We start from the raw sequence: 13019 nt of genomic DNA, 5'->3' as shown, positions 1-13019 counted from the left end.
TTTATTTAGTCGTGTATTTTATGTCTTTTTGTAGTTGGGAAGCCAAACGGTTAATTTCTCTAGCCATCCCTGTATTTTTGGCACAAGTTACCCTTATTTTGATGACGGTGGTGGACACTATTATGGCAGGGCAAGTTAGTGCGACTGATCTCGCTGCATTGTCTATCGCTACAGGTATTTGGAACCCACTAATGCTTGCATTACAGGGAATTCTATTAGCACTAACAGGGATTATTGCTCAATTTGCTGGCTCCAACGATAAACAAGGGATCAGCCATTATTTTCAACAAGGCTTATATTTAGCGCTGGTATTGAGTGTTATTGGACTAGGACTTGCCAGCCTTGCCGACATAGTGCTGGTTCAGTTAAATACATCACCAGCGATTTTAACCCTTTCAGAGCAATACATTTATTTTGTTAAGTGGGGGATTTTTGGCTTTTTACTATTTAGCGTATATCGGAATATAACCGAAGGTATGGGCATGACTAAGCCTGCATTTTATATCAGCTTAATTGGCTTAGCAGTAAATATTCCGGCTAATTATATATTTATTCACGGAAAGTTTGGTTTTGATGCATATGGCGGTGCAGGTTGTGGTATTGCGACCGCCCTAGTGTTCAGCGCAATGGCGTTAACACAAGTTATATACTGCCACTTCAGTCAAAAAATTAACGCCAAATCTTTATTAGCAAACTTTGCCTTACCTAAAGTAACGACTATGTGGACAATTACAAAAGTGGGTATTCCAATTTCTTTAGCAACTTTTTTTGAAGTGACTCTATTTGCATGTATCCCTTTATTCATAGCGCATCTAGGAGCCGTTGCTGTAGCGGGCCACCAAATTGCTGCCAGTGTCACAACGTTGTTATTCATGATGCCGCTGAGCTTATCTATTGCGATTAGTATTCGTATTGGAAACCTATTTGGCCAAAAGCATTACGAACAACTTAAAAATGCAGTTAAAACCAGCTATATTTTAGCCGCAATAATTGCCTTTATATTAGCCACTGTCACTTTTTTTGCACGTGATGTGATAAGTCAATTATATTCTGATAATCCTGAAGTACTCGCTCTTGCTTCATCAATCATGGTGCTTGCTTGTATCTATCAATTACCCGATGCACTACAGGTATCAGCTAATGGTATTTTGCGAGGATTAAAATACACTGCCCCTATTGGTTATATTACCTTTGTGTCATACTGGTTGATCGGCTTTGCTCTTGGCTACGTACTTGCTCGTACAGATTTAATAGTATCAGCAATGGGCCCACACGGCTTTTGGATTGGAATTATTGTAGGTTTAAGTGCTGCGGCTATTATGTTGATGCTTACAGTACATTGGCGATTTAACCATGCACCTTTTAAACATACCTAAAACTTTTTTGAAGCTCACTGTGATTATGGTGAGCTTCCTTGTCGTTGCTTGTTCTGAGTCTTCGGGAGAACTTAATCAAACCTATGCACAGCGGCTACACAATGTTCTGAAATTTAACGATTTTGAGTTAAAAAAGCCGACTACTTTCCCTGTTCAACATGACAAAATTGACGCACATAATAATACGACCATTGGCATGCTTGAGCTTGCCCAACTGCGTCAATGTAAACTCGCGATTCTAATCGCTGAGCACAATAACCAACTTGGCAAAACCGCTTCAGCTGCAAATATATTGAAATACCAATTAGATTTTTTACAAAGTGCAAATACTTGCTTAGCAACCCTTGATCAAAATGATGAGCTTTATAAAAAAATAGCATTTACAGCAGAGCAAAAAACAATCGCCCTACCTACCTTTTTTCAAGCTATGCTCAACAACGAACCAGAATTTAAACAAACTTGGCAGCTAACATCTGTGCATCTTGCAGAAGATACCGCTGGTTTTACTGAGACAGAACAGGCGATGAAAGAATTTGCCAAACTTGCTGAGCAGATAAATTCAGGTAATGTAAAAAATGTAGATACTGAGTCAATTGTTAAAAACTTACAGGTTTTGAACCAGTTCAATTACAATAAACTTTTAATATCAGCAGCAAGAACACAGATTAGTTATAATAACCAACTAACAAAACTTTTAACTCAGTTTTCAAGTAACGAGTTATGCCCTCTCAATAAAAATAAACAAAAAGCACGCACATTAAGTAATATCTTCAAAAAGTTTTATTTGCAGCAACTACAGCCCTATCAATCATTTTTGACAGGTAAGTTAGAAGCCCTACAGCCACTCTACTTACAAGTGTGGGGTGATACCTCAATGCATCGTTATGTGTCTGCTTCTGGCGAACATGCTATTTTAGAGCAGCTAAAGCAATCAGCGAAAAGCCACGTACAATGGTGGCAAAACTTTTATAAAGAGTGTGAAATTAGCCCGTTATGAATAAAAAAACAGCACTTAACACAAAAATAGCTAATCCTGCTTGATTCACACAACTAGTCGCTATATATTAGCCTCCGTTGTTTAGCCAAACAAACAACAATTTTATATCAAAATACAACCGTAGCTCAGTTGGTTAGAGCACTACCTTGACATGGTAGGGGTCGGTGGTTCGAATCCACTCGGTTGTACCAAGATATAGGTATAACCAAAGGAAAAAGCACTACCACTCTTAATGGCCCAGCCCAAAGGTCGGTGGTTCGAATCCACTCAGTTGTACCAAAACATTTAATCCTCTTCAGAATTAAATGCCTGTACGACCGTAGCTCAGTTGGTTAGAGCGCTACCTTGACATGGTAGAGGTCGGTGGTTCGAATCCACTCGGTCGTACCAATATTCTATTTCAGAGTCTTCATCTAAAAAATAATTAGCTCAGTTGGTTAGAGCGCTACCACTCTCTATGACCCGTACCAAAGTCGGTGGTTCGAATCCAGTCGGTCGTACTAATTCTCCATTTCAGAGTGTTCATCTAAGAATAAATAATTAAGAGCACTGAATTTACAGTACTCTTTGATACTTAAAACCGAATTGAGCTTATACTAGCTGGCAACTTTAAGCCCTATGATACCCATTGCAATAAATAAGAGGCTAAGCACTTTTAGTAAGCTTACTCCCTCACCTAGCAATGTCATTCCTATGAGAGCTGAACCAATTACGCCAATACCCACCCAAACAGCATAGGCTAAACTTAAGGGCAAAGATTTAAGAGCCAAACTCAAGCAATAAAAGCTTGCAGACATAGTGAGGAGTGTTAAAAAAGAAACAAGTGGTTTGCTAAAGCCATTTGATTGCTTTAAGCCGTATGCCCAAGCAACTTCCAATAAGCCTGCAATAATAAGTAAGAACCAATTCATGGTCGACCTCTTTAGTATAGGGTCGTCCCCGAAATAAAATTAACATCATAAGGTCGTCCCCATGACGCGCCATCACAAAAAACGCGACGACCATTGCAAATTATCACATGGAAATATCTAAGGCAAATAATTCGAAAGTAATGCCTCCAGCCATGACTTGTGATCTAACGGAGCCAGAATTTCGTTATATTTTATTACAAATACAGTGTTGAAGACTAATCAAAAAGGGCTAAGCTTAACTTAAAAAAAGAAGCTTAATAAACTATGAAAGTACTTGCTGTTATTATATTTATCTTTTCGTATCAAGCATTCGCTGGACTTACTCCTATTACTTACCAACTCGATGGCAAAGAAGTTACTGAAAATGCTGTACGCTATAAAGATGGTTATGGTTACAACTTAGGTGCTAAAAAAACGCTTCGATTAGTAACCTTGGATTGGCCACCTTATATTGATGAAAACCTATGTAACAAAGGCTGGCTCTACCAATTTACGGTTCAATCTTTACTTAAAAAAGGTTATGGCGTCTATATTGGCTTTTACCCATGGGCTCGCGCTGTTAGAGAAGCGAAATTAGGAAAAGCCGATATCTTATTCCCTGAATATCTCATTGAAGACGATGTAATATCTGACAACTTTCTCAACCAAACTCGCAATAGTCTGTTAGCTTTAAGTCAACCAATGCCAGGTGGGGACTTATCTTTTGTAACTTTAAAAGGTAACTCGATTACATTCAATGGTGACCTTAAATCAATCAAGGAGCATGTTATAGGTGTAGTCCGTGCTTATAAAAACACCAAAAAACTTGATACTATGATCGACAACAAAGAGCTTGATACCATCGTCGCTAATAATGAATACCAACTTATTCATTTATTACTAAGCAATCGTGTCAGCCTTATTGTTGCAGACCTAGAAGTATTAAAAGCAAGCGTATTTAAATCAGAGCTATCTAACAGTGATAAGCAAAGAATTATAGAATCTCTAGTTGCTATAGAGCCAAGCCTAGAATACAAACCACTTTATTACTCTGTTAGCAAAGCAAGCCCAAATTGGAAAAGTACCTTAAAAGATCTCAATGATGAAATAAACACCATGCATAAAAGCGGTAAGTTTGATGAGTTTATTGAAGGAATGAAACAACAGTGCTACGGATTAGAAAAAGCGGCGTAACCGCCGCTTTATTTTGATTAAATCAGTACGCTATTGAGTACTACTCGGGCACTCGAACCCAGCCTTCCATTAACACACGCGCACTTCGGCTCATACTCGCTTTGGTGACTTGCCAATTACCATCAACAAGTGTTGCAGCAGCACCCACTTTTAATGTGCCAGAGGGATGACCGAAGTTTACCTCCTGACGCTCACCACCGCCTGCAGCAAGGTTTACCAATGTACCAGGAATAGCAGCTGCAGTACCTATAGCAACCGCAGCGGTGCCCATCATGGCATGGTGCAATTTACCCATCGACATAGCACGTACCACTAAATCAATTTCTGTATCAGTGACAACTTTACCGCTTGATGCATGATAAGTTTTAGCTGGTGCAACCCAAGCTACTTTTGGCGTATGTTGACGTGCTTTTGCTTCATCAATATGAGAAATCAGCCCCATTTTCAACGCTCCGTAGGCGCGAATTATTTCTAATTTTTCTAGTGCCGATTCATCACCGTTAATAGCTTCTTGCAGCTCTGTACCATCGTAGCCAACTTCACTGGCGTTGATAAAAACCGTCGGAATACCCGCATTGATCATCGTTGCAGACAACATACCAATACCCGGAACTTCAAGCTCATCGACTAAGTTACCTGTTGGGAATAAGGCCCCTTCGCCATCAGCAGGGTCCATAAACTCAAGCTTCACTTCAGCGGCAGGAAAGGTCACGCCATCAAGCTCAAAATCACCGGTTTCTTGCACTTCACCGTTAGTAATTGGCACATGCACTATGATGGTTTTACTTATGTTTACTTGCCAAACTTTAACTTCGACAACGCCGTTCTCTGGAATTTTGCTGGCATCAACAAGACCGTTTGACACAGCAAAGGCCCCGACTGCTGAAGTTAAATTACCGCAGTTACCACTCCAATCAACAAACGCCTTATCGATAGCAACTTGACCAAATAAATAATCAACATCGTGATCAGCTTTAGCGCTTTTCGATAAAATTACCGTTTTACTAGTGCTTGAGGTTGCACCGCCCATACCGTCAGTTTGTTTTTGGTAAGGATCGGGACTGCCAATCACACGTAATAACAGGTTATCGCGCGCCTCACCTGCCACTTGAGCAGGCTTAGGTAAATCAGTTAAGTTAAAGAACACCCCTTTACTGGTGCCGCCACGCATATAGGTCGCTGGCACCTTAATTTGTGGTTTAAATGCCATTGCTTAGTGCTCCTCAGATTCTAAGAAATCTTGCGCGAAACGTTGCAGCACACCACCCGCTGAATAAATTGACACTTCTTCAGCGGTATCTAAACGACACGTCATTGGTACTTCAATGGTTTCACCATTGGCACGGGTAATCACTAGTGTCAGTGTTGCGCTAGGTGTTGGCTCACCTTTCACACTAAAACTCTCACTACCATCAATACCTAATGTAGTTCGCGTGGTGCCTGCTTTAAACTCAAGCGGTAATACGCCCATACCAATTAAGTTAGTGCGGTGAATACGCTCAAAACCTTCAGCTGCAATCACTTCAACACCAGCAAGGCGTACCCCCTTAGCTGCCCAGTCACGTGATGAGCCTTGGCCATAATCTGCACCTGCCACAATGATAAGCGGTTGTTTGCGCTGCATGTAGGTTTCGATAGCTTCCCACATACGCGTCACTTTGCCTTCTGGTTCAATGCGAGCATATGAACCTTGCTTCACTTCACCATTTTCTTTAACCATTTCATTCAATAACTTAGGGTTAGCGAATGTAGCACGCTGTGCTGTTAAATGGTCGCCTCGGTGAGTAGCATACGAGTTAAAATCTTCTTCTGGGAGACCCATTTTAGCCAGGTATTCACCAGCAGCACTTGACGCTAAAATCGCATTCGAAGGTGATAAGTGGTCAGTAGTGATGTTGTCGCCCAACACAGCTAATGCACGCATATCACTCAGAGAGCGTTCACCCGCTAACGCGCCTTCCCAATATGGTGGACGGCGAATATAAGTACTTTGTGGACGCCATTGGTAAAGCGGGTCGTTGTCTTCACCATAATCTACACTTAAATCAAACATTGGCTCGTAAACCTTTTTAAATTGTTCAGGTTTAACACTTTGTTTGATCACTGCATCAATTTCTTCATCTGTTGGCCATAAATCCATAAGGCGAATTTCGTTGCCTTGTTGATCATGCCCTAATACATCTTTTTCGATATCAAAACGAATAGTACCAGCGATAGCATAAGCAACAACCAGTGGCGGTGAAGCTAAGAATGCTTGTTTTGCATATGGGTGAATACGACCATCGAAGTTACGGTTACCCGACAGTACAGCCGTTGCGTATAGATCACGGTCAATCACTTCTTGCTGAATTTTTGGATCAAGCGCACCACTCATGCCGTTACATGTTGTACACGCAAAGGCAACAATACCAAAGCCTAGTTGTTCAAGCTCAGGTAATAAATTTGCTTCTTCTAAGTAAGACTTAACCGCTTTAGAACCCGGTGCCAATGATGTTTTAACCCATGGCTTACGAGTTAACCCTTTAGCGTTAGCATTACGCGCAAGTAAACCTGCGGCAATAACATTGCGTGGATTACTAGTATTCGTACAACTTGTGATTGCAGCAATGATACAGGCACCATCTGGCATTAAGCCTTCTTCATTTTCAACAACGCCAGTGATACCTGCTTTATCAAGTTCGCTTGTTGCAACACGGCGATGAGGATTTGAAGGGCCCGCAATATTGCGACCAACTGACGATAGATCAAAGGTTAACACACGCTCATACTCAGCCGTTTTAAGACTGTCACTCCAAAGCCCAGTCTCTTTTGCGTAAGTTTCGACGAGTTGAACTTGCTCTTCTTCACGGCCAGTTAAACGTAGGTAATCAAGTGTGTTGTCATCGATGTAGAACATCGCAGCTGTTGCGCCAAACTCTGGCGTCATATTAGAAATAGTTGCTCTATCTCCTAAGGTAAGTGCATCGGCACCTTCACCATAAAATTCAAGGTAGGTCGACACAACTCTTTCATTACGTAAAAATTCGGTGATCGCTAGTACGATATCGGTTGCAGTAATACCCGGTTGTGGCTTGCCTTTGAGCTCTACACCCACAATATCTGGTAAACGCATGTAAGATGCACGGCCAAGCATCACACTTTCAGCTTCAAGACCACCTACACCGACTGCAATAACACCTAGCGCATCGACCATAGGTGTGTGGCTATCTGTACCAACTAATGTATCTGGGAATGCCACACCATCACGTTTTTGGATCACAGGTGACATTTTCTCTAAATTAATCTGATGCATAATGCCGTTACCCGGCGGGATCACATCAATATTTTTAAATGCTGTTTTCGTCCAATTAATAAAGTGGAATCGGTCATCGTTACGACGGTCTTCAATAGCACGGTTTTTTTCAAATGCATCAGGTTCAAAACCTGCGTGTTCAACCGCTAATGAATGGTCAACAATTAACTGTGTTGGTACCACAGGGTTCACTTTTGCAGGATCGCCGCCTTTTGCAGCTATGGCATCACGCAGGCCTGCTAAATCAACTAGCGCTGTTTGACCTAAGATGTCGTGACACACAACGCGCGCAGGAAACCATGGAAAATCTAAATCACGCTTACGGTCAATCAATTGCGACAGTGCATCATTTAGCATTTCAGGTTCACAGCGACGAACTAAGTTTTCGGCAAGTACTCGCGATGTGTAAGGAAGTGTGGCATAGCTGCCTGGTTTAATTGCATCAACAGCAGCGCGAGTATCAAAGTAATCGACGCCGGTGCCTGCTAATGGTTTTCTAAAATTTGTATTCATGATGATTCTACTTGTACTTGGTGACGGTGAACAAAGGTGGGCTGATTGTTTTTGTATTTATTTCGCCCCTTCATAAAGGGGCAGCCAAGCTACCCCTATCACTGATTTAATTACAATTAACGCTCAGAAATTGGCGTATAGCTACGCGCTTCTGGGCCCGTATAATCTGCACTTGGGCGAATAATACGGTTATTAGCACGTTGCTCTTTCACGTGTGCTGTCCAACCTGTTACACGGCTCATCACGAAAATTGGCGTGAATAACTTAGTTGGAATACCCATGAAGTGATACGCAGATGCATGGAAGAAATCAGCATTACAGAATAATTTCTTTTCACGCCACATCACTTCTTCACAGCGAACTGACACAGGATATAGAACATCGTCACCCACTTCATCAGCCAGTTTTTCTGACCATTTTTTGATGATCACATTACGTGGATCTGATTCGCGGTAGATAGCGTGACCAAAGCCCATGATCTTGTCTTTACGCTCAAGCATACCCATTAGTGCATCTTCAGCTTGGTCTGCACTTGTGAAGCCTTCAATCATATCCATAGCGGCTTCGTTTGCACCACCATGTAATGGGCCACGTAAACTACCAATCGCACCCGTTACACAAGAGTGAATATCAGACAATGTTGATGCACACACACGCGCAGTAAATGTTGATGCATTAAACTCATGCTCTGCATAAAGAATTAAAGACACATTCATTACTTGCTCAAACAGTGCTGATGGTGCTTCGTCATGTAATAAACGTAAGAAGTGTGCACCTACCGAATCATCATCTGTTTCAGTGTCGATGCGAACGCCATCATGGCTAAAGCGATACCAGTAACAAATAATACTTGGGAATACAGCAACCATACGGTCAATTGCATCATTCGCTTCTGAGAAGTCTTGCTCCATTTCTAGGTTACCTAGCATTGAACAACCCGTACGCATTACATCCATTGGATGCGCGTCTTTAGGAATGTTCTCAAGCACTGTTTTAAGTGCATCTGGTAAACCACGTAGTGATTTTAGCTTTGCTTTATATTCAGTCAGCTCAGACTCTGTTGGTAATTCACCGCGCGACAGTAAAAAAGACACTTCTTCAAACTGTGCTTTATCTGCTAATTCACTAATATCATAACCACAATAAGTTAAACCTGAACCTGATTTACCTACTGTACACAGTGCTGTTTCACCTGCTACTTGACCACGTAAACCTGCGCCGCCTAATGCTTTATCTACCATGAGTGTTCTCCTTATATGTTGTCGTTATGATTTTTTAGCTGAGAAAAGGTTATCGAGTGTGTTTTCATATGAGTGATAATCTAAAAACTCATATAATTCCGCACGGGTTTGCATATTGTCTAATTGGCTTTGCTGCGAGCCTTCGCTAAGAATAGACGAATACACATTAAGTGCGGCTTTGTTCATCGCTCTAAATGCACTGAGTGGGTAAAGGACAATTTCAACACCTACTTCGCTTAATTGCTCAGTTGTATAAAGCGGTGTTTGGCCAAATTCGGTGATGTTCGCAAGAATCGGCACATTTAACGCTTTAGCAAATGCTTGGTAATCTGCTAGATCATGTACCGCTTCTGCAAAGATAGCGTCTGCGCCAGCTTCAACACACGCTGCTGCGCGGTCAATCGCTGCATTTAAGCCTTCTTTTTGGAATGCATCAGTACGCGCCATAATGTAAAAATCACTGTCTGTTTTGGCATCAACAGCAGCTTTAATACGGTCAACCATTTCATCTTTAGACACGATTTCTTTATTCGGACGGTGACCACAACGTTTTTGTGCTACTTGGTCTTCAATATGGAATCCCGCAGCACCTGCTTTGGTCATTTCTTTAACCGTACGAGCAATATTAAATGCACCGCCCCACCCTGTGTCAGCATCAACAAGAAGCGGTAAGTCGGTAGCGCTGGTGATTCGACGAATATCTTCAAGTACGTTATCTAGGCTAGTCATACCTAAATCTGGCATGCCGTATGATGCGTTAGCAACACCCGCACCTGAGAGGTAAAGTGCTTGGTGACCGGTTTTCTCTGCCATCATTGCGCAGTACGCGTTGACGGTGCCAACCACTTGTAATGGCTTGTTGTTGGCGATTGCCTGTTTGAACTTTAATCCTGCTGACATTGGATAACTCCTATCTTTGAACGGTTTCAGCTCTTTGGCTGACTCTATTTTTTAAATCTAAATTGTGACTGTTTAACTACGGCGCTACTGATTTTTTGCTGCGAGTAAGTCAAACTTCGTCTGAATATTTGCCTGAGACGCACTAATATGGCGCTTCATAAGCATTTCGGCTAATTCACCGTCATGGTTTTCAATGGCATTAATAATAGCTAAGTGTTCATCAAACGCTTTTGATACACGCGGCCCAACCATCCCCATTTGTACACGGTACATACGAATTAACTGGTACAACTCATTACATAAAAGATGAATCAAGTGTGCGTTTTTGGACCCTTTAATAATGCGATAATGAAAATCAAGGTCGCCCGCTTCTTGGTAGTATGATTCACCTTCTTTTACACGCTGTGTTTGTAAGTGCTGATTCAATAACTGTTTTAAACCCTGCACTTCTTCAGGTTCCATGTTGTCGGCAGCTAACCGACAAGCCAGCCCTTCTAAGGCACTACGAACCTGATAGACTTCGATTAAACGCTCAGCTGTTAGTGCAACAACACGGCAACCGACATTTGCTTTACGCTCAACCAAATAACAGCTCTCTAAACGATTTAGCGCCTCACGTAAGGTGGCACGGCTTACACCATAGCGTTTAGCAAGTTCTGGCTCAGAAATTTTGCTGCCCTGCTCAATGGTGCCCTGTACAATTTCACGGCGCATGTCGACAAACACTTGGTCTGATGCTGTTGTTATCGTGATATCGTTGTAGTTATCGTTTGCTTTTTGCTCTGTCATAATAGGTATCAAAGTACTAAATTAAGATTGTCGACAATTTGTGCGTTCACTATGCGCCCTATCATTACATGTGTCAAGCTTGAGATCGGAAAAACAGACTAAAAAACCAGCAAAATGTCGACATAAAATGATATTTATCAAAAATAATGGCTATAAATAACATTTATATTGGCAATATGTCGACACTTCAATCTCGCTCTTAAAAAGCTAAAAATATCCCCTGATAGCGCTATAAATGGTATGATCCAGCTATTATTACGTGATGTGAGAGCCATTTAGTGGACGCTAATACATATATTCCTGACTCATTTATTGATGATGTAAAAAGCTACCTTCCTGAACATTTATCATTAGACGACTTTATTGCAGCCTGTCGCCGCCCACTGAGACGATCTGTTCGCATAAATACTTTAAAAATGTCAGTCGCTGAATTTGAGCGTCAATGCGCCAAAAAAGGATGGGAATTAACAGCAATTCCATGGTGTGAAGAAGGATTCTGGCTAACACGCCCAAGCGACGAAGAAGCGGCCCTTGCCATCGGAAATACCGATTTACACTTAAGTGGTGCTATGTATGTGCAAGAAGCCAGCTCAATGTTACCGCCGGTAGCACTTAGAGCAGAAGTTCAGCAAAGCGATGCGGTACTTGATATGGCATCGGCACCGGGTTCAAAAACATCACAAATCGCTGCCATGATGGATAATAGTGGCGTGTTAGTGGCCAATGAATTGTCATCGTCACGCTTAAAAGTATTAGCAGCAACCCTTAAACGTATGGGCGTAGGTAATTGTGCATTATCACATTTTGACGGTGTGATCTTTGGGGATTACATGTATGAGTGCTTCGACAGTATTTTGCTAGATGCCCCGTGTTCAGGTGAAGGCACGGTTCGTAAAGATGCAGACGCCTTAAAAAATTGGTCAATTGAATCTAATATTGATATTGCTGCTGTGCAAAAAGCCCTTATAAAAAGTGCCTTTTATGCCCTAAAGCCTGGCGGCACATTAGTTTATTCGACCTGTACTTTAACACCGCTTGAGAACCAACAAGTGTGTGAGTATCTATTAGCAGAGTTTCCTGATTGCATCGAAGTACAATCGCTCGATAGCCTGTTTGATGGCGCAGAAAAAGCGACAACCAGCGAAGGTTATTTGCATGTTTGGCCGCAAACTTACGACAGTGAAGGTTTCTTCATCGCTAAATTTAAGAAAATAGCGTCAAGCGATAACCCCAATCAAAAAGTTAAAAAAGGCGCATTTCCGTTTGCTGAGTTTGATAAAAAGCAAAGCCAAGCATTTATGCAAACAATTAAAAAACAGTTCGGTCTAAAATCACTCAAAGGCACGTTAATGCAGCGTGATAAAGAGCTTTGGTTGTTTCCTGATGGCTTTGATGAACTGCAAGATAAAATTAAATACTCACGTTTAGGTATTCAACTTGGTGTGATCCACAAAGGCGGAGTTCGCTTAACTCACGAGTTTGCCACTGTCTTTGGGCAAGATTGCGATAAAAATACCTTTGAGATGTCTGCTTGCCAAGCAAACGATTACTTTAACGGCAAAGATATTCGACTCGAAAAACCCACCCAAGATAATGGTGAAGTGGTGTTAATGTTATGTGGCTGCCCAGTAGGCCTTGGTAAGTGGCAAAAGAATAAAATTAAGAACTCATTACCGCGTGATTTAGTCCAAAATGCCCAGTTAATAACTTGGGTATAAGTTGCGTATAAACCTTGAATAAACACATACCTATAATAGGTAAAACGTTGTAACAACTTGATTTAAAACCAATATAAAAATTGTATATTTATCGTGCAATTTTCCACTG

The 13019-nt window shown here is 41.5% G+C and carries 10 protein-coding genes and 2 tRNA genes; 6 read left to right on the top strand and 6 right to left on the bottom strand.

All coding sequences use genetic code 11. The annotated features are described in order from the left end of the window. The first annotated feature begins 20 nt into the window (after positions 1-20). The 4 genes from L3V38_RS04215 to L3V38_RS04200 all read left to right on the top strand — a co-directional run bounded on the left by L3V38_RS04215 (position 21) and on the right by L3V38_RS04200 (position 2763). On the top strand, positions 21-1376 hold the full coding sequence (locus L3V38_RS04215) for an MATE family efflux transporter (RefSeq protein WP_130150101.1): 1356 nt from the start codon (positions 21-23) through the stop codon (positions 1374-1376). After that, positions 1354-2373 (top strand): DUF3080 family protein, encoded by a 1020-nt coding sequence (locus tag L3V38_RS04210; protein WP_237118482.1) that lies wholly within the window; start codon positions 1354-1356, stop codon positions 2371-2373. The genes L3V38_RS04215 and L3V38_RS04210 overlap by 23 nt, the downstream gene beginning before the upstream one ends. 114 nt (positions 2374-2487) lie before the next feature. Next, positions 2488-2564 (top strand) — tRNA-Val (locus L3V38_RS04205). 122 nt (positions 2565-2686) lie between these two features. Then, a tRNA-Val gene (locus L3V38_RS04200) sits at positions 2687-2763 on the top strand. A 206-nt stretch (positions 2764-2969) separates the two neighbouring features. Here L3V38_RS04200 and L3V38_RS04195 read toward each other — a convergent pair. Next, a complete protein-coding gene (locus L3V38_RS04195) occupies positions 2970-3284 on the bottom strand; it encodes a multidrug efflux SMR transporter (protein WP_130149984.1) in 315 nt (104 codons plus the stop codon). 264 nt (positions 3285-3548) lie between these two features. Between L3V38_RS04195 and L3V38_RS04190 the strand changes: the two genes are divergently transcribed. After that, complete coding sequence (locus L3V38_RS04190) at positions 3549-4457, top strand: transporter substrate-binding domain-containing protein (RefSeq protein WP_237118480.1); 909 nt, start codon at positions 3549-3551, stop codon at positions 4455-4457. Between the two features lie 40 nt (positions 4458-4497). Here the strand turns inward: L3V38_RS04190 and prpF are convergent, their stop codons facing one another. From prpF to L3V38_RS04165, 5 genes are all read right to left on the bottom strand, one after another. Continuing rightward, entirely contained in the window at positions 4498-5667 is a 1170-nt protein-coding gene (gene prpF / locus L3V38_RS04185; protein WP_237118478.1) for a 2-methylaconitate cis-trans isomerase PrpF, read from the bottom strand. Between the two features lie 3 nt (positions 5668-5670). After that, positions 5671-8262 (bottom strand): Fe/S-dependent 2-methylisocitrate dehydratase AcnD, encoded by a 2592-nt coding sequence (acnD, locus tag L3V38_RS04180; RefSeq protein WP_237118476.1) that lies wholly within the window; start codon positions 8260-8262, stop codon positions 5671-5673. A gap of 116 nt (positions 8263-8378) precedes the next feature. Beyond that, positions 8379-9503, bottom strand: a complete 1125-nt coding sequence (gene prpC, locus L3V38_RS04175) for a 2-methylcitrate synthase (protein WP_237118475.1) — start codon at positions 9501-9503, stop codon at positions 8379-8381. Between the two features lie 24 nt (positions 9504-9527). After that, entirely contained in the window at positions 9528-10403 is an 876-nt protein-coding gene (gene prpB / locus L3V38_RS04170) for a methylisocitrate lyase (protein ID WP_063704936.1), read from the bottom strand. A gap of 84 nt (positions 10404-10487) precedes the next feature. Beyond that, entirely contained in the window at positions 10488-11192 is a 705-nt protein-coding gene (locus L3V38_RS04165) for a GntR family transcriptional regulator (protein WP_054554723.1), read from the bottom strand. 278 nt (positions 11193-11470) lie between these two features. Between L3V38_RS04165 and rsmF the strand changes: the two genes are divergently transcribed. Next, positions 11471-12910, top strand: a complete 1440-nt coding sequence (rsmF, locus tag L3V38_RS04160) for a 16S rRNA (cytosine(1407)-C(5))-methyltransferase RsmF (protein WP_237118473.1) — start codon at positions 11471-11473, stop codon at positions 12908-12910. Positions 12911-13019: the final 109 nt, after the last annotated feature.

Source organism: Pseudoalteromonas sp. L1 (assembly GCF_021728095.1).
Taxonomy (GTDB): Bacteria; Pseudomonadota; Gammaproteobacteria; order Enterobacterales; family Alteromonadaceae; genus Pseudoalteromonas.
Note: the sequence above shows the minus strand (reverse complement) of the source record. Positions and strands in the feature narration are given on the sequence as shown.

What these genes read in the sequence shown, in the direction of transcription:
- L3V38_RS04215 (WP_130150101.1), top strand. Translation starts at nt 21, where the DNA reads ATGTCTTTTTGTAGTTGGGAAGCCAAACGGTTAATTTCTCTAGCCATC.
- L3V38_RS04210 (WP_237118482.1), top strand. Translation starts at nt 1,354, where the DNA reads ATGCACCTTTTAAACATACCTAAAACTTTTTTGAAGCTCACTGTGATT.
- L3V38_RS04195 (WP_130149984.1), bottom strand. Translation starts at nt 3,284, where the DNA reads ATGAATTGGTTCTTACTTATTATTGCAGGCTTATTGGAAGTTGCTTGG.
- L3V38_RS04190 (WP_237118480.1), top strand. Translation starts at nt 3,549, where the DNA reads ATGAAAGTACTTGCTGTTATTATATTTATCTTTTCGTATCAAGCATTC.
- prpF (WP_237118478.1), bottom strand. Translation starts at nt 5,667, where the DNA reads ATGGCATTTAAACCACAAATTAAGGTGCCAGCGACCTATATGCGTGGC.
- acnD (WP_237118476.1), bottom strand. Translation starts at nt 8,262, where the DNA reads ATGAATACAAATTTTAGAAAACCATTAGCAGGCACCGGCGTCGATTAC.
- prpC (WP_237118475.1), bottom strand. Translation starts at nt 9,503, where the DNA reads ATGGTAGATAAAGCATTAGGCGGCGCAGGTTTACGTGGTCAAGTAGCA.
- prpB (WP_063704936.1), bottom strand. Translation starts at nt 10,403, where the DNA reads ATGTCAGCAGGATTAAAGTTCAAACAGGCAATCGCCAACAACAAGCCA.
- L3V38_RS04165 (WP_054554723.1), bottom strand. Translation starts at nt 11,192, where the DNA reads ATGACAGAGCAAAAAGCAAACGATAACTACAACGATATCACGATAACA.